Source organism: Streptomyces sp. NPDC005181, assembly GCF_040608395.1.
Taxonomy (GTDB): domain Bacteria; phylum Actinomycetota; class Actinomycetes; order Streptomycetales; family Streptomycetaceae; genus Streptomyces.
Window position 1 is genome coordinate 18,596 of record NZ_JBEXID010000072.1, and the last position, 16,146, is coordinate 34,741.

The following is a 16,146-nucleotide window of genomic DNA, read 5'->3' on the forward strand; positions in this document are numbered from 1 at the left end:
GCCCGTTGCGCAACACTGCGAGTCGGGGCATTTGCTCATCCATGCCGCGTGTCCCTGCCAGCGGTGTGCGGGCGTGCGGCCAGATGGTGCGCACGAGGCTGACATGTCTTGCGCCGCCGAGGGCCACAACGGGGTCGAGGAGCACGATGTCGCGCAGAGTCGCTTGCTTCATGAGCCGCGTCTGAGCTCGCGCACCTGTTCCGTGCGCTGAAGGCGCCCGCGGCGGCCCGCGCGTTGCCGGTGCTGGCCGACCGGGCCCGCGAGGAGCAGTGGAGCTATGAGCGCTTCGCCGAAGCGCTGCTCTCAACCGAGGTCGCCTCCCGCGGCAGCCACGGCGGCGAGGGCCGGATCAAGGCCGCCAGGTTCCCGGCCCGCAAGACCCTCGTGATCGTCACCAGCAACAAGCCGTTCAGCGCGTGGGGCGAGATCTTCGGCGACGACATGGCCGCCACCGCGATGATCGACCGGCTCATCCACCACGCCGAGATCCTCAGCCTCAAGGGCGACAGCTACCGACTGCGCGGCAAAGACCTCGACGCCCGCCCCGCCACGAAAATCGCCGAAATCGCCTGACCGATCACCCACGGCCACCTCGCCGAGGGCCGCAGACACGCTCAGGACGCGTCGTTTCCGAGCCGAAACGCGCCGGAGGGGTCCGCTGCGGCGCGCGCGACTGGTCCACTTTTCAACCGGCCTTGACAGCTGTTCCCCCCGGCTTCGGCCTGTCGCTCGATGCGAGTTCCGAAATCCACCGATGAGTTCCGCAGGCTGGGCCGGTCTACCCCGGCGTACACCATCGAACCTCGGACTGGAGACCCACCATGACCACTCCCGCACACGCCGGCCGCATGCTGTTCGTGAACATCCCCGTGGCGGACATCGAGCGCAGCAAGGCGTTCTTCGCGCGGCTCGGGTTCAGCTACAACCCGATGTTCACCGACGAGACCGCCGCCTGCATGCTGGTCGGCGAGCAAGCCTCCGTCATGCTGCTCAGCCACGAGACGTTCGCGCAGTTCGCGAAGCTGCCGATGGCCGATCCCACCACGCACACGCTGGCGCTCTACTGCTTCAGCGTGTCAGCCCGCGATGAGGTTGACACGGTCGCTGAGGCTGCGCTCGCCGCGGGCGGCTCCGAGGCGGATGGCCCCGAGGACCACGGCTTCATGTACTCACGCAGCTTCTTCGACCTCGACGGCCACGGCTGGCAGGTCATGTGGATGGATCCGTCGAGCACCTCGGACAGCTCGACTTCCGGCACGCCCGCGAGAACGTGATCCTGCTCGGCCCACCCGGCACCGGCAAGACCCACCTCGCCGTCGCGCTCGGGATCCGCGCCTGCCTCGCCGGGCAGCGCACGCTGTTCGCGACCGCCACCCAATCACCCACGGCCACCCCGCCGAGGGCCGCAGACACTCTCAGGACACCTCGTTTCCAAGCCGAAACGCGCCGGAGGGGTCCGCTCAGGCGCGGTCGAGCGGTTTGCGTCGTTCGTTGGTGGTGCGAGACGGGCCAGGCGGTACAGATGGTCGCGTTCGGTGAGGGTCAGCTGCAGGGCACGTGCAAGGGACGCGACTACCTGTGCCGAGGGTGTTGTGGCGCGTCCTTGCTCGAGGCGCACGATGTAGTCGACGGATACGTCCGCGAGTTCGGCGAGTTCTTCGCGGCGTAGCCCGGCCGCGCGGCGTGCCGGGCCGACCGGCAGGGCCGCGGCCGATGGGGGCAACCGGTCCCGCCATGTTCTGATCAACAACGCCGGTATCCATGGCCCGCCGGTGATCCCAGCACCCTGACCGGTGGCGACGTCCTCGGTGTCTTCGACGTCAACCTCGCCGGTGTGGTCCGGACGACCACCGCGTTCTTGCCGTTGCTGCGCCGGTCATCGGATCCGGTCATCGTCAACGTCAGCAGCGGAACGGGCTCGCTCGCCCACACCCACGACCCGTTGAGGCCCGAGTCCATGGTGGTCGCGCCGCTTTATACCGCCTCGAAGGCGGCGCTGACGATGCTGAGCACCCAGTACGCCAAAGCTCTGCCGGACATCCGTATCAATGCCGCCGATCCCGGCTACACGGCGACCGACCTCAACGGCCACAGTGGTCCCCAGACTGTCAGCGAAGGGACGGACGCGATTGTGGGTCTCGCCACCGAAAGGCCCGGGGCCGGCTCCGGACGCTTCGTCGACCGGAGCGGTGAGATCGCCTGGTCCTGAACCTGGGGGGCCGTCGGGTTACGGGAGCATCCTGCCGGGTGTCGAGTGGTGCCTGGTCGGGTGTTGATCGCCAACGGCCTTCGGAAACCGTCGGCAAACGCTGTTCTTGGAGATCAACGAAGCCGTGGAGGCGGCGTTCCTACTGCGATGTCCTGATGTGACGCTGTTATGGCATTCCTGGGTGTCTGTTTCGGCTCCCGTGATGCCCTGGCGTCGGTGGGGCGACAGGGTCGGATGGGTTCGCGTCCACGGCGGATGGTCGGTGGTAGCGGAGTCCGCAGGCACGGTGAGTGATGACCGGGCAGTGCGGCCGTGTTCGCGGTCAGTCGTTCCGGATGAGGAAAGAAGGCGATCCACACAGTGGCGTCGCAATCACGCTTCGGCATCAATGAATGGCTCGTGGACGAGCAGTACGAGCGGTACCTGGACGACCCCGGCTCGGTCGGCCGGACCTGGAGGGAGTTCTTCGCGTCCCCGGTTCCGGAGGCCGGTCGGCAGGCGGGCAATGGTGCGACGACTGCGCATGAGAGTACGGGCGAGGCGGCGATCAAGGCGGTCCGTGTTGCCGCGCTCATCGACGCGTATCGAGTCCGCGGGCATTTGGTGGCCGATACCGACCCGCTCAGAGCGGGGCGGGTGGTCGCACATCCGGAGCTCGACATCATGGCGTTCGGGCTGCGAGACGATGACCTGCAAAATGAGTTCGTCGTCGACGGGTTCGCCGGGCAGGCCACCATGACTCTTCGTAACGTGCTGAATGCGTTGCAGGAATTCTACTGCCGTAGCGTCGGCACTGAGTACATGCACATCCAAAGCTCCCAGGAACGTCGCTGGGTCCAGCAGCGGATCGAATCGCCTCGGCCCCGGCCGGACGTCGCCGAACAATTGCAGATTCTCTACCGGTTGGGCGCGGCAGAGGCCTTTGAGACGTTCCTGCAGACCAAGTACGTGGGGCACAAGCGGTATTCGCTTGAAGGCGGCGAGTCGGCGATCGTGCTGCTCGACGCCCTGCTGCTCCGTTCCATCGGGCAAGGAGTGAGGGAAGCTGTCATCGGTATGGCACACCGGGGCCGGCTCAATGTTCTGGCCAACATCATCGGCAAGTCCTACGCGGAGATGTTCCATGAATTCGAGGATGCTGTAGACATCCGGTCGGTCCAGGGATCCGGCGACGTGAAGTACCACCTCGGTGCGGAAGGGACCTACCGTGCCCTGGACGGCGGCACGATCGCGGTCTCCGTCGTGGCGAACCCCTCGCATCTGGAGATCGTGGGGCCGGTGGCCCAGGGGGTGGTGCGCGCTAAGCAGGAGTGGGCCGCAGACGGTGGCGAAGCGTTCCCCGTATTGCCGATCGTCGTGCACGGCGATGCGGCATTCGCCGGTCAGGGCGTGGTCTCCGAGACGCTGAACATGTCACAGCTGCCCGGCTACCGCACCGGCGGGACGGTCCACATCGTCATCAACAACCAGCTCGGTTTTACGACCTTGCCCGCCAGCGGCCGTTCGAGCCTATACGCCACCGACGTGGCAAGGACGGTCGAAGCCCCGATCTTCCACGTCAACGGGGACGACCCCGAGGCCGTTGCCCGGGTCGCGCGCCTGGCCTTCGACTATCGTCAGACGTTCCACAAGGACGTCGTCGTCGATCTGATCTGCTACCGGCGCCACGGGCACAGCGAGGTCGATGATCCCTCCATCACGCAGCCGGCGATGTACGACCGCATCGACGTCAGGGCTTCGGTGCGCAAGCTGCACGCCGAGGCGCTGGTGCGCCGGGGGGACATCGGCGAGCGGCAGGTGGAAGGTGCATTGCGGGACTATCAGGGGCACCTTGAGCGGGCCTTCACCGAGACCCGGGCGCTGTCGGCGCCCCAGTCCCCGAAGCCCGTGAACCCTGTGGATGCTCAGAGTGTGGCCGCCCCCCAGGTGGCGACCGCGATCACTGAGGCGACCGCCCGTCACGTCATGGCTTCCCAGACCGGTATGCCGGAAGGCTTCACCGTGCACCCGCGCGTTCTTCCGCAGCTGCGGAGGCGTACCACGATGCTGGATGCGGGAACGATCGACTGGGCCACCGCAGAAACACTGGCCATTGGCTCCCTGTTGCTGGACGGGGTTCCGGTGCGACTGGCCGGGCAGGATTCCCGCCGCGGCACGTTCGGCCAACGGCACGCTGTGCTCACCGACCGGCGCACCGGCGTGGAGCACACGCCGCTGAGCTCCCTCGGCCCGCGGGCTGCCAGCTTTGCACCGTACGACTCGATGTTGTCCGAACTGGGAGCGCTGGCCTTCGAGTACGGCTACTCACTGGCGCGGCCCGACGCTCTGGTGCTGTGGGAGGCCCAGTTCGGCGACTTCGCCAACGGAGCCCAGACTGTGATCGACGAGTACATCTCGTCGTCCGAACAGAAATGGGGTCAGCGCTCCGGGGTGACGCTGTTGCTGCCGCACGGCTTGGAAGGGCAGGGGCCCGACCACTCCTCCGGCAGGATCGAGCGATTCCTCCAACTCTGCGCGCAGGGGAACATGACCGTCGCGATGCCCTCCCTGCCGGGCAACTACTTCCATCTGCTCAGGCAGCAAGCGCTCGGCGAGCACAAAAGGCCACTGGTCGTCTTCACCCCGAAGTCGATGCTGCGGTCGAAGGCAGCCACCTCCGGGCTGACGGAGCTCACCACGGGCGCGTTCCGTACGGTCATAGCGGACGAGACGGCGGACACCGCCCGGATCAGGCGCGTGCTGGTGTGCTCGGGCAAGGTCTTCTACGACCTGGACGCCCATCGGCGAAGCGCTGACCTGTCGGACACCGCGATCGTCCGCCTGGAGCGTCTCTACCCGTTCCCGGAGGACGAGCTCAGCGCGGAACTCGCCCGCTTCCCCGCCGACGCCGAGGTGCGATGGGTGCAGGAGGAGCCGGAGAACCAAGGAGCATGGTCCTTCGTGGGACCACATGTGCACCGGCTGGCGAGCCGTCCGATCGCATGCGTCAGCCGAACGCAGGCGCCGGCCCCCGCCGCGGGGTCCGCCCGGCGGCATGCCGGCGAACAGCAGGATCTCGTGATGTCGGCGTTCCACTGACCGTGCTGCCCACAACTGACCGTGCCGGCTGCAACGGTGCGGAAGTCGGGCCCCGCGGACTGCGGCTCGCGGTTTTTTGTTCCGGACACCTCTCGGACCGGATCCGAGGAGTGTCCGGTTGCATGGGGCCTGTACGGAGGCGCCATGCCGGCACAGCACCAGTGCGGGCGTCCGACGGTCGTCAAGAAGTCCGGCCGAGGGCACCAGATGGACGCGCGTGGACACCGACGCGGAGTGCAAGCTTCGCGCCTGCAACAAGCGCGCGCTGCCTCGGGGCTGTCTCGTATTCCCTGTCGGGCGCACGATAACAGCTACGGTACCGCGCTGCGTTGTCGGAACGCCCGAGTACGTCCCTTACGAGGGCGGCCCTTTGCGTTGTGATGTGCCGCATCGAGGCCGTGCGCTGATCCACCAGGGGTTACGGGGCGGTCCTTGGCCGGACTTCGCGGTTGACGGGAGTCTCTTGTCGTGGGACGTGTTGGATCAGTACCTGTCCTTGGCTTGGCCCACGTTCATGACTATGAGATCGGCGGCGCGGGCCCGCCGGCGTCAGTGGCCGTACGTGCGAGAACGGCTGTACGGTCACCGCGATCGGTCTTGGACCGGTCGGATCATGCGGGTGGTTGCCTCGCCGGCGGTGACCTGCACCTTGCCTTGGCTTCCGTCGCTGGCATGTGACGCGGCGTTGGGTGGGTCCGGTGGGTACGGACCGTAGGGTCTTCGCACAGCAGGGGAACAGACCGGCGGTTGCTCACGCCCTGCAGCGCCGCCGCCGCCGCGCGGCGTCGGCGCGGGCACCGTGTTCTTCGTGCCCGCGCCCGGTCGTTCGGAAGCTGGTCCGGAATGCGCCGGGTGTCACCCCCAGGTGTCGCACGAACGCTCTGCGGAGTGATTCGGGTGAGCCGAATCCTGTGCGTCGCGCGACTACCGGCATGGGGTCGTCGCCTGTCTCGAGCAGCACCTGGGCGGCCTCCAGCCTGACCTGCTCGACATACCGGGCTGGAGTGGTTCCCACCTCTTCGCGGAAGAGCCGGGTTACGTGACGGACGCTGATGCCTGCCCTGCGGGCCATGGCTGTCAGGGTGTGGTTGGCCCCGGGGTTCTCGGCGACGGCATCCAGGGCTCGGCGGAGCGTCTCCTGCTGGGTGTGTGACGTCCGGGAGCGGACGCTGAATTGGGACTGGCCACCCGGTCGCTGCATGAAGACGACCATGTCCTTGGCAACCGATCGTGCGACTTCCGCACCGTAGTGATCTTCGACCAGTGCCAGGGACAGGTCGATACCGGCGCTGACACCTGCCGAAGTCATCATCTGCCCGTCCCGTACGAAGATGGCGTCCGGTTCAACCTTCACGGACGGGAAACGAGAGGCCAGTTGCCGTGAATGCCGCCAGTGCGTCGCAGCGCGGCGCCCATTGAGGAGTCCGGCCGCGGCCAGCAGAAACGCTCCTGTGCACACCGACGCCGTGCAGCTGCTCCTCTCGTTCAGTTGCCGGACGACATCCAAAAGAGCGTCGTCCTTGATCACCGTTTCCCATTGCGGACCGCCCGGGATCACCAGGACGTCGCACGGCTCGTGCACATCGTCGACGCAGAGGTCAGCGCTGAGGCGCGTCCCGGCGGAGGTGATCACCTGCGCCCCGGCCTCGGACACAATTTGCACCCGGTAGTGCCCGCCGAACTCGTTCGCCGTCGTGAACACCTCGATGGGACCGGTCACATCGAGCAGCCGCACCCCCGGAAAGACGAACACTCTCACAGTGAGCGGACCCGTTCCAGGGCGCTTGCGGTTCATCGGATGCCTCCGGGCCGTGCATGGTGTGGACACTGGATCGAATCGACAGCATCCTCGCCGGTACGCCGCCGCTGCTTCGCCTCAGGACCGAGGCGATCGCCCGACAAACGGCCCGAGCACCGAAGTAGTTGACCCCGATGGCCTGGTGCGCACCGTCGAACGTGCCCTGCGGGACGCGCCACGCAGTGTCCTGATAGGTGCCGCGGTCTTGCAGGATCCCGGTCCGACGGCCGTAGCCGACCCGTTGAGGCGCCGGCCTGCGGGTGCTCCCCGCAGATCAGGGACCGGGTCATGGCCGGCCCCGCCGTCGGATTTCCGTGTGTTCATCATGCGCCCGTGACCCGTAGCGAAGCCACGACCGGCTTACTACCTGCTGGGAGGCACAGCCTCCCAGCGCGTTCATCGGGAGTCGCGCGGAGCTGCTGCTTTGCTACTTCTCGCACCGGGATCGTGGTGCCGCGGGGCCACGAGGACAGTGTCTGGCCGCAGACCGTCCAGGAATGGCAGCGCCGGCCGGCCGGCGTCGACGAGGTGCCCCTTTTCCCTGTCCGCGCGGCGGCTGACGCGCGGCGACATCTTCGCGTACCTGGCCGAGGCCGACGACGCGGGCCGTGTCCACGCAGACGGTCTCGACCCTCACCGACAAGGTCAAGGACGCCCGGATGTCTTGTCCGTCGACCGCGGTCACGGCAGGTACCGGCGGCTCCTGCGGCAACACGAGGTCCGTCCAGCCATCGCCGAACGCGGGCGGTCACACGACACCGGTTCGGACATTTTCCGCTGAGTGCGGCCCTTTCCTCGGGGAGGGCGGCCCTTCGCTTTGGTGTCAGTCGGCGGGGACCGCCGGCTGCTCCTTGGGCACGATATGTTTTCTCAGCTCCGACCACATCGCTTCGAAGATCTCCTGGTCGGTCATCTTCTCCACGCCCGGCGGAAGTTTCTTCCCCGACTTCTCCAGCGCGGCTTCCCACTTTCGGATGTAGTCGGCATGTGTCTGAGGCTCCGCCACCTGCGACTCCACCGAAACCACGGCATCATCGCTCAGCGCCATCGTCGCGCCCGCTGTCACCGCGGAGCCGCACAGCGCACCCAGCAGCGCAGCCAACGCCACAGTTCTCTTTCGCGCATCCATGCTGCTGAACCTGGCCGACGTGTCCAACTGGCGTAGGATCACCGTCCGTTCACCTCCGCTCGGGCGACGTCGGGCTCATGGGTCGTCCAACGGGACGTGGCGAAACGGTTCTTCGGCCGGCGCCGGAATCGGGACCGTCAAGCGCTCCGACCTGGCCGGATGGCCGAGTACGGGTACTGCGCCAGTCGCAGCCGTTTCTTCTGGGGTCTGCGGCTGCACCTCGTGTGCACCCTTCAGGGCCTGTCCGTCGCTTTCGCCCTGACCGGTGCCAAGGGCTGACGAGGGAGAGGCCCTGCTGGGCCTGCTTGCGGCCGGGCCCGGCCTCGTTGCCGGCCGGCCCGCCCAGACACTGATCGGCACAAGAACTACTTCGGCCGGGGTTTCGAACACGAACTGGCCGAGCAGGACATCCGGCTGCTGCGGCCGGCCCGCAAAGGCGAGCCGGAACGGCCCGGAGCGTCCCTGTTCAAGCCATTGCGGCGGGTCATCGAGTCGGTCGAGGAGACCTTCGAAGGCCAACTCGATCTCGAACAGCACCGAGGGCGCACGCCCGGCGGCGTCGTCGTCCGCGTCGTGCTGCGAGTCCTCGCGCTGACCGCCGCGAGTTGGCACAGCGACCACACCGGACAACCCGTCCTGCGCTCACTGGCGGCCTGTGACCACTGACCCCTTGGAATTTCATCCAGGTGCAGCGGCCGTGAGTGCGCCTCTGTCTGTCTACGGCTGGTTCTCCGCGGGAGATCAGGATTCCAGGGCGTCTCGCAGCATGGCACGGGAGGTGAGGCCCAGTTTCGGGTAGATCTGGTAGAGGTGGGCGCCGACGGTCCGGTGGGAGAGGAACAGGCGCTCTGCTACCTGCTTGTTGGTCAGGCCGGAGGCGGCCAGCCTGCGGGCCGCCGGCTCCGGCAGGCGCCGACCCGGGATATCCCAAGCGCACAAGAATCGGACTTCCCTTTGAACAGGCGGCAGGCGACAATGCAGATCAACACAGGACCACAGGACGGTTCCGCCAGACAAACGGGGGACACATGATCTTGATTGTTTCCATGGTGGTTGTGCTCGCGGCCGCGGTCGGGGTGTGCTTGGTCGCGCTGCGGCGCAGAGGCGGCTCGGGGGAACGCGGGGCACTGGAGCGTGGGGCAGCGAACCAGGGACTCGCACAAGGGCTGGGCACGGCGAACGCTAAGAGCCAGAACATGGGGCCCTTTGGGTCCTGAGCCCTGGTCTCAGGCCGGCCAACTGCTCCACAACATGACCCCCAGGGGATAACTACCACCCCATACGGGACAACCTCTAGGCCGCGTTTTGGAAGTGGACTCTCTGGCCCACCCCGAGGCGTGATGCTCTTGGTGTGGGGCGAGGGGATCTTTCAGATGGCCAATGGGCGGCGCTCGCGCCGTTGTTGCCGGTCGCTGTGATGGGCAGCCCCTCGATGTGTCGGCGGAAGTTGATCGACGGGATCCGTTGGCGAGTACGGACCGTGGCAGACGGTCTATGGGCTCTTCCGCCGGTGGCAGCGTGATGGCACGTGGTCGGTGTTGCTGACCAGGCTGCAGTCCCGGGCAGATACTGCCGGGCTGATTACCTGGGAAGTGAACGTCGACTCCACGATCTGCCGGGCTCATCAGCACGCGTCTGGTGCCCGCCCGGGACGGGCAGGGCCAGAAGGAGCCGCCAGGTGGAAGCCGCAGTGAGCCTGATGACCATGGTCTGGGCCGGTCCCGGGGAGGCTGGACTACGAAGATTCACCTGGCCTGCGAACAAAGGCAGAGGCCACTCTGCTGTTAGTCACAGCCGGCCGGCGCGGCGACAGCCCGCAGTTCACGGCCGTCCTGGAAGGCATCCGCGTTCCCCGGCTCGGAATGGGGCGTCCTCGCGTCCGCCCCCTGCGAGTGCAGGCCGACAAGGCCCACTCCTCACGCGCCGACCGAGCCTATCTGCGCCTGCGTGGGATCCGATGCACGACCCCGGAACCGGCCGATCAGGCCAGCCACCGCAGGCGCCGAGGGGTGGCGGGAGGGCGAGGAGCTCGCATGCCGCTTCGGTCGGTGGAGAGCCAGGCTGGATGCGCCGTCCTCAGAGCGTCACGGGCGGCAGCACTGGGGGCGAATATATATCTACGCCTCCTGGATAGGAACTGTAGAACCAGCCAACATCACTCGGGACCAGAGTGACCCCGACGTCGAGATCGTCGGCATACGGGGAGCGTCTCGGATCAGGCGGCGGGGATTCACCAGGTACAGAACAGCTGAAGGAGCATGCGGCGGAGGCGGCCCGGCTCGGAGGCGAGGACGCCCACCGGGTACGGCTGGTGAATGCGGAGCTGGGAGTGGTGCAGACCGAGGCGGACGTAGTCGCCTATCGGCAGGTGCGGCTCGATCAACGTCCATTGCTCATCGGCGAGTTGCCTGCGCGTCACAACCGTCTTCCTGCCGGATCCACCCGGAGGGCGGATCCGGGTCGGCGCGTTTGATCACGACCTCACACATGCCCTGGCTAGGCGGGGCGGGCCCGATCATGCCGCCTCGGGTGGGCTCGGCCCAGCGGCAGACCGCGAGGCGGGGGCAGGCCACCCCCCTTGCGACATCGCATGGCATCACATGACGTCGGGTGGCACGGCTTGGCGCCATCCGGTGTCGCCCGGCGCCATTTCACGCTCCCAAAAGCACACGAGCACGCATGGCGGCACAATCGCTCAGGTAGGCGCCAGGGTGTTTTTGCAGGTCAAGGGGGTTGTGTCAGTCGCCGACCCAGAGATGTCACCTCGCGCCTTGCGTGTGGAGTCATTGTGGTGCCATGATGGCGTCATGGATCTCACTCCGTATATCGACACCCTCCGCCGCGAACTCGCGGTCGCCGCCGAAGCCGGCGGCGACGAAGCCCGCGAGCTGGCAGAGAGGCTCACCGCTCCCCTTGAGTCGGCGACCCGGCTGACCATGCTCAATGTGCTCTCCGCCGCGACGGACGAGATCACCCGCGAACTCGCCCCCGGCTCGGTCGACGTACGGCTGCGCGGGCTCGACCCCGACTTCGTGGTGACACCGCCGCCCACCGGCGGCGGCGCCCCCGCGGAGCCGGCCGCGCCCGTCGAACCGCTCAAGACCCCGGCCCTGGCCGACGGCGACGAGGGCGGCACCGCCCGCGTCAACCTGCGTCTGCCGGCCCACCTCAAGGCGCGCGCCGAGGAGGCCGCGAGCCGCGAGGGCCTGTCGGTCAACGCGTGGCTGGTGCGCGCCGTGTCGGCCGCGATCGACGGCGGCACCCGGCCGCGTACGACGGAGAAGACCCAGACCATCGGACAGAGCTTCACGGGCTGGGTGCGCTAGCCGCACCTCCGCCCGCACCACTTCACCCACACCACGTCCCACCATCGGGGACGACCCAAAGACCCAAGAGGACGGGACAGCCATGCCTTCTTTCGACACTCCCGAACCGATCTCGGCCACGGCGCACGTGGAGGCCGGTTCCATCCAGTTCACCGCGCGCGACCGCCTCGACACCGTCGTCGAGGTGCGGCCCCGCGACCAGAAGCGGGACCAGGACGTACGGGCGGCCGACCAGACCGAGGCCACGTACGCGAGCGGCGTACTGACCGTCAGGACGCCCAAGTCCAATCTGTTCGGCCGCACCGGCACCGTCGACGTGACGGTCGAACTGCCCACGGGCTCGCGCATCGACATGTCCGGCGCCTGGACCCAGGTGCTCGGCCAGGGCCGGCTCGGCGAGGTCCGCGTGAAGACCTCGTCCGGCGACGTCCGCCTCGACACCACCGGCCCGCTGAAGCTGACCGCGTCGCACGGCTCGATCACCGTGGACCGGGTCGAGGGCATGGCCGAGATCACCACCAGCTCCGGCAGCCTGCGCGTCGGCCTCATCGACGGCCCCGCCGTCCTGAAGAACTCGCACGGCACCACGACCGTCGGCGCCGCGACCGGCGAGCTGCGGGTGAGCGGCGCCAACGGCGACATCGAGATCCGGCGCGCCGAGGACTCGGTCACCGCCACCACCGCCCACGGCACCCTGCGCGTGGACGACGTGGCCCGCGGCACCGTCCAGTTGGAGACCTCCTACGGCGCCATCGAGGTCGGCATCCGCGAGGGCACGGCCGCCTGGCTCGACGTCAGCTCGGGCTCCGGCCAGGTGCGCAACACGCTCACCGCGTCCGAGACCCCGGAGAAGACCGAGGACACCGTCAAGATCCGCGCCCGCACCCGGCACGGCAACATCGACGTCCGCCGAGCCAAGGCCTGACCCCAGAAGAACCGGCCTCAACTCAACTCACTCCCCAGCCACTTCAGCCTTCGAACGGGAGGGCCCCATGCCTTCTTCTGTCATGCCCACATCCAGACAGGGTGACGGTCACCCGTCGCCGACCGCCGTCTCCACCGTCGGTCTGCGCAAGTCGTACGGCGACAAGACCGTCCTCGACGGCATCGATCTGCGCATCCCGGCCGGGTCCGTGTTCGCGCTGCTCGGCCCGAACGGCGCGGGCAAGACCACCGCCGTAAAGATCCTGTCCACGCTCATCACCGCCGACGGCGGGCAGGCCCAGGTCGCGGGCCACGACGTCGCCACGTCACCGGACGGGGTCCGCGCCGCGATCGGCGTCACCGGGCAGTTCTCCGCCGTCGACGGCCTGATCACCGGCGAGGAGAACATGCTCCTCATGGCGGACCTGCACCACCTGTCCAAGCGTGAGGGGCGGCGGGTCACCGCCGAGCTGCTGGAGCGCTTCGATCTGGTGGAGGCCGCGAAGAAGCCCGCCTCCACCTACTCCGGCGGCATGAAGCGGCGTCTGGATATCGCCATGACGCTGGTCGGCAACCCGCGGATCACCTTCCTCGACGAGCCGACCACCGGCCTCGACCCGCGCAGCCGCCACAACATGTGGCAGATCATCCGCGAGCTGGTCTCCGACGGAGTCACCGTCTTCCTCACCACCCAGTACCTGGAGGAGGCCGACGAGCTCGCCGACCGCATCGCGGTACTGAACGACGGGAAGGTCGCCGCCGAGGGGAGCGCCGACGAGCTGAAGCGGCTCATCCCCGGCGGACACGTCCGGCTCCGCTTCTCCGACTCGTCCGCGTACCAGAGCGCCGCCTCCGCTCTGCGCGAGGTCACCAGGGACGACGAGGCGCTGTCGCTTCAGATCCCCAGCGGTGGCAGCCAGCGCGAGCTGCGCTCCATCCTCGACTGGCTGGACTCCGCCGGCATCGAGGCGGACGAGCTGACCGTGCACACCCCCGACCTCGACGACGTGTTCTTCGCCCTGACCAGCTCCAGTGTGCCCAGCCAGCCCAGCCAGCCCAGCCAGCCCAACCAGGCCAAGGAGGCTGTCCGATGAGCGCCCTCTCCCTCGCCGTGCGCGACTCGTCCACGATGCTGCGCCGCAATCTGCTGCACGCGCGGCGCTACCCGTCCCTCACCCTGAACCTGCTGCTCACCCCGGTCATGCTGCTGTTGCTCTTCGTCTACATCTTCGGCGATGTGATGAGCGCCGGCATCGGGGACGGCGGGGCGGACCGGTCCGAGTACATCGCGTATCTCGTCCCGGGCATCATGATGCTGACCATCGGCGGCACCACGATCGGCAGCGCGGTGTCCGTCTCCAACGACATGACCGAGGGCATCATCGCCCGCTTCCGTACGATGGCGATCCACCGCGGGTCGGTGCTCATCGGGCATGTCGCCGGCAGCGTGCTGCAATGCGTGATGAGCGTGGTCCTCGTCGGGGCCGTCGCCGTGGCCATCGGGTTCCGGGCAACGGACGCCACCGCCCTGGAGTGGATCGCGGCGTTCGGGCTGTTGACGCTCGTCGCCCTGGCGCTCACCTGGATCGCGGTCGGGATGGGCCTGTCCAGCCCGAACGCCGAGGCGGCCAGCAACAACGCCCTGCCGCTGATGGTCCTGCCGCTCCTCTCCAGCGCCTTTGTCCCGGTCGACGCGATGCCGGGCTGGTTCCAGCCGATCGCCGAGTACCAGCCGTTCACCCCGGCCATCGAGACGCTGCGCGGGCTGCTGCTGGGCAGCGAGATCGGCCACAATGGGTGGCTCGCGGTCGCCTGGTGCCTGGGGCTGGCCGTGCTCGGCTACTTCTGGTCCAAGTCGCTGTTCAACCGCGACCCGAAGTAGCGGGAGAAGGACCGGTCAGCAGCTTGAGGCCCGCCTCCCGCAACTCGTCCCACTCCAGGGCGGCGTACTCCGACACCGCGTCGGCGTGCGCCGCCCCGTCGGCGTCCTCCGCCGCCTGCCGGGCCCGCGCCGCCACGGTGCTGTGATCGCCCAGCGCCTGATGCGCGAGTTCTGAGGGAGCCCCCGAGGTGATCACGTTTTCCCAGGTCGCCGTTGGTTCGTTCAAGATCCAGTGGAGTTCCCGTTGCCGAGGGTCCAAGCCTTGATGTCGCGGTAGTGGATCGGTCCGCGGCTACGGCCGACGTTGCTGCCGACCAGGTGCAGACGTTCGGCAAGCCATCGGCATCCGGTGAAGCCGGCGAACCCTTCGGCGATTTCTCCTGCCGAGGATCGATCTCCTCGGCGGGCACGGGCCAACGTCAGATGGGGGCGCAGGGGCCGATCCTCGAAGGCGACCCCGCAGTTCTTGACGGCGGTACGCACATCGGCGGCGAGCATGTGCAGCTCATCGAGGTCTCCGTCGATTCCGCTCCACAGCACCCGGTCGTCGAAGGTTCCGCTGCCGCGTAGTGCCAAACAGAGTGGTTGGTGGTCCGCTGCAAGGTTGGCGAGAGGCGGTCGCAGGAGCGGAACTGTCTCGGCCGGTAGCTCCCCGAGGAACGCCAGGGTGATGTGCCAGTCTTCGATGCGGTTCCACCGCATGTGAGGGTGTGTGCCATAGGCGGGGCGCAGCTCCCGGGCTAGTTCTTCTTTCGCGTGGTCGGGCGGGGCGAGGGCGATGAACACGCGAACAGTCGCGGGCTGAGTCTGATCGTTCACACCGGACTTCGTACCGCACCCGGGTAGTGGATGCGACGGCCCAGGTACTGCAGGAGAGGCGCTCGCGGTGCCGAGGAAGCCACTTCTGGCGGGTGGCGACAGGGCCGCGCGGCTTGGAACCACAGACCAGGGGACGAGCATGCCAGCCTGCGTTGGGCCGCGTTCCGCCGGTCGGGGTGGCAGCGCCGAAGAACTCCTGGACGACGGACAACATCAAACCCTGTCCATAACTTCGGCTCCGCCGTGGCCGCTATTGCGGGAATCTCACACCCGCGTAGGACGCCTCGAACACTCGTGCCGCTCGGATGGGGCCAGGGCCGGGCCGGCGCACCTATCCTCGCTGCATGGCATGCCGAATCAGCGAACTCGTCATCGACGCGGAAGACCCTGGCCGGCTGGCCGGATTTTGGTGCGATGTCCTCGGCTACGTCGAGCTGGCTCGAGAAGCTGACGGCAGCATCCAAATCGGCCCGCCCGGTGTCGGATTCGGCGGCGCACAGCCAACCCTCGTCTTCAATGCGGGCCGCAACCCCCGGCTCGGGAAGCTCCTGCTGCACATCGATGTCAACGCCACCGACCGCGACCAGGACGCTGAGCTGGCCAGGTTGCTCGCACTGGGCGCCGTGCCTGTCGACATCGGCCAGACCGGAGAAGAGAGCTGGCATGTCCTGGCCGACCCCGAGGGCAACGAGTTCTGTCTCTTGCGCACGCAGCTGAAGCCCATGTGACGTCCCGCCATATCGAAACCGCGCGCTGTCGCGGACGGCCGCCGTGGTGGAACCCTATGTTTTCCCGAGGACGCTGCCGGCTGGCTTCGTCCATGAGAACGGACAGCACTTCGACACTGGTTTGGGAGGCATGAAGTCAACACCGTTGCGTTTGAGTCTTGAGCGGCAGGTCAAGCCCTGGTGAATGAGCAACGGGACGTCCTGATAGATCAACTTGTTGCTGAGGCAAGGCGATCATCGGGAGTCCCGTTGC

At 67.7% G+C, this 16,146-nt stretch carries 13 protein-coding genes and 5 pseudogenes; 12 read left to right on the forward strand and 6 right to left on the reverse strand.

Translation table 11 applies throughout. The features are described 5' to 3' along the window. Positions 1–207 precede the first annotated feature (207 nt). From ABZV38_RS30995 to ABZV38_RS31005, 3 genes and pseudogenes are all read left to right on the forward strand, one after another. Entirely contained in the window at positions 208–573 is a 366-nt protein-coding gene (locus ABZV38_RS30995) for an ATP-binding protein (RefSeq protein WP_356331764.1), read from the forward strand. Between the two features lie 248 nt (positions 574–821). After that, positions 822–1,274, forward strand: a complete 453-nt coding sequence (locus ABZV38_RS31000) for a VOC family protein (RefSeq protein WP_356331750.1) — start codon at positions 822–824, stop codon at positions 1,272–1,274. Further along, positions 1,265–1,363 (forward strand): annotated as a pseudogene (locus ABZV38_RS31005) (ATP-binding protein); the annotation flags it as partial. The gene ABZV38_RS31000 and the pseudogene ABZV38_RS31005, both read left to right, overlap by 10 nt. A gap of 129 nt (positions 1,364–1,492) precedes the next feature. Here ABZV38_RS31005 and ABZV38_RS31010 read toward each other — a convergent pair. Continuing rightward, positions 1,493–1,747 (reverse strand): annotated as a pseudogene (locus ABZV38_RS31010) (helix-turn-helix transcriptional regulator); the annotation flags it as partial. On the opposite strand from ABZV38_RS31010, the pseudogene ABZV38_RS31015 reads away from it, so the two are divergent. Together ABZV38_RS31015 and ABZV38_RS31020 are read left to right on the forward strand one after the other, a co-directional pair. Beyond that, positions 1,737–2,209, forward strand: a pseudogene (locus tag ABZV38_RS31015) (SDR family NAD(P)-dependent oxidoreductase); the annotation flags it as partial. The pseudogenes ABZV38_RS31010 and ABZV38_RS31015 sit on opposite strands and share 11 nt — an antisense overlap. A gap of 351 nt (positions 2,210–2,560) precedes the next feature. Continuing rightward, a complete protein-coding gene (locus ABZV38_RS31020; protein ID WP_356331765.1) occupies positions 2,561–5,287 on the forward strand; it encodes a multifunctional oxoglutarate decarboxylase/oxoglutarate dehydrogenase thiamine pyrophosphate-binding subunit/dihydrolipoyllysine-residue succinyltransferase subunit in 2,727 nt (908 codons plus the stop codon). A gap of 751 nt (positions 5,288–6,038) precedes the next feature. Here the strand turns inward: ABZV38_RS31020 and ABZV38_RS31025 are convergent. Together ABZV38_RS31025 and ABZV38_RS31030 are read right to left on the reverse strand one after the other, a co-directional pair. Then, a complete protein-coding gene (locus ABZV38_RS31025) occupies positions 6,039–7,040 on the reverse strand; it encodes a GlxA family transcriptional regulator (RefSeq protein ID WP_356331751.1) in 1,002 nt (333 codons plus the stop codon). A gap of 868 nt (positions 7,041–7,908) precedes the next feature. Further along, on the reverse strand, positions 7,909–8,214 hold the full coding sequence (locus ABZV38_RS31030; RefSeq protein WP_356331752.1) for a hypothetical protein: 306 nt from the start codon (positions 8,212–8,214) through the stop codon (positions 7,909–7,911). 133 nt (positions 8,215–8,347) lie between these two features. Between ABZV38_RS31030 and ABZV38_RS31035 the strand changes: the two are divergent. Continuing rightward, positions 8,348–8,880, forward strand: a pseudogene (locus ABZV38_RS31035) (IS982 family transposase); the annotation flags it as partial. Positions 8,881–8,955: 75 nt separating this feature from the next. On the opposite strand, the pseudogene ABZV38_RS31040 reads toward ABZV38_RS31035, so the two are convergent. Further along, positions 8,956–9,099 (reverse strand): annotated as a pseudogene (locus ABZV38_RS31040) (helix-turn-helix transcriptional regulator); the annotation flags it as partial. Between the two features lie 1,285 nt (positions 9,100–10,384). On the opposite strand from ABZV38_RS31040, the gene ABZV38_RS31045 reads away from it, so the two are divergent. The 5 genes from ABZV38_RS31045 (at position 10,385) to ABZV38_RS31065 (ending at position 14,346) form a co-directional block, all read left to right on the forward strand. Beyond that, positions 10,385–10,687: a DUF6245 family protein gene (locus tag ABZV38_RS31045; protein ID WP_356331753.1), complete on the forward strand. Its 303-nt coding sequence runs from the start codon at positions 10,385–10,387 to the stop codon at positions 10,685–10,687. A gap of 334 nt (positions 10,688–11,021) precedes the next feature. Beyond that, positions 11,022–11,540, forward strand: a complete 519-nt coding sequence (locus ABZV38_RS31050; RefSeq protein WP_356331754.1) for a hypothetical protein — start codon at positions 11,022–11,024, stop codon at positions 11,538–11,540. An 82-nt stretch (positions 11,541–11,622) separates the two neighbouring features. Then, a complete protein-coding gene (locus tag ABZV38_RS31055) occupies positions 11,623–12,465 on the forward strand; it encodes a DUF4097 family beta strand repeat-containing protein (protein ID WP_356331755.1) in 843 nt (280 codons plus the stop codon). A gap of 82 nt (positions 12,466–12,547) precedes the next feature. Further along, positions 12,548–13,558, forward strand: coding sequence for an ATP-binding cassette domain-containing protein (locus tag ABZV38_RS31060; protein ID WP_356331756.1), 1,011 nt, complete (start codon positions 12,548–12,550; stop codon positions 13,556–13,558). Continuing rightward, positions 13,555–14,346, forward strand: coding sequence for an ABC transporter permease (locus tag ABZV38_RS31065; protein ID WP_356331757.1), 792 nt, complete (start codon positions 13,555–13,557; stop codon positions 14,344–14,346). Before ABZV38_RS31060 ends, ABZV38_RS31065 begins: the two co-directional genes overlap by 4 nt. On the opposite strand, the gene ABZV38_RS31070 is transcribed toward ABZV38_RS31065, so the two are convergent. Beyond that, the gene (locus tag ABZV38_RS31070) at positions 14,327–14,572 is read right to left on the reverse strand and encodes a hypothetical protein (protein WP_356331758.1); all 246 of its coding nucleotides are present in this window, start codon (positions 14,570–14,572) and stop codon (positions 14,327–14,329) included. The two genes, ABZV38_RS31065 and ABZV38_RS31070, sit on opposite strands and share 20 nt — an antisense overlap. Next, positions 14,569–15,165, reverse strand: coding sequence for an RNA 2',3'-cyclic phosphodiesterase (gene thpR, locus ABZV38_RS31075; protein WP_356331759.1), 597 nt, complete (start codon positions 15,163–15,165; stop codon positions 14,569–14,571). Before thpR ends, ABZV38_RS31070 begins: the two co-directional genes overlap by 4 nt. 344 nt (positions 15,166–15,509) lie before the next feature. Between thpR and ABZV38_RS31080 the strand changes: the two genes are divergently transcribed. Continuing rightward, positions 15,510–15,893 carry a VOC family protein gene (locus tag ABZV38_RS31080; protein ID WP_356331760.1) on the forward strand — a complete coding sequence of 128 codons (384 nt, stop codon included), beginning with the start codon at positions 15,510–15,512 and terminating at the stop codon, positions 15,891–15,893. Positions 15,894–16,146 lie beyond the last annotated feature (253 nt).

What these genes read in the sequence shown, in the direction of transcription:
- ABZV38_RS31050 (WP_356331754.1), top strand. Translation starts at nt 11,022, where the DNA reads ATGGATCTCACTCCGTATATCGACACCCTCCGCCGCGAACTCGCGGTC.
- ABZV38_RS31060 (WP_356331756.1), top strand. Translation starts at nt 12,548, where the DNA reads ATGCCCACATCCAGACAGGGTGACGGTCACCCGTCGCCGACCGCCGTC.
- ABZV38_RS31030 (WP_356331752.1), bottom strand. Translation starts at nt 8,214, where the DNA reads ATGGATGCGCGAAAGAGAACTGTGGCGTTGGCTGCGCTGCTGGGTGCG.
- ABZV38_RS31055 (WP_356331755.1), top strand. Translation starts at nt 11,623, where the DNA reads ATGCCTTCTTTCGACACTCCCGAACCGATCTCGGCCACGGCGCACGTG.
- ABZV38_RS31080 (WP_356331760.1), top strand. Translation starts at nt 15,510, where the DNA reads ATGGCATGCCGAATCAGCGAACTCGTCATCGACGCGGAAGACCCTGGC.
- ABZV38_RS31000 (WP_356331750.1), top strand. Translation starts at nt 822, where the DNA reads ATGACCACTCCCGCACACGCCGGCCGCATGCTGTTCGTGAACATCCCC.
- ABZV38_RS31065 (WP_356331757.1), top strand. Translation starts at nt 13,555, where the DNA reads ATGAGCGCCCTCTCCCTCGCCGTGCGCGACTCGTCCACGATGCTGCGC.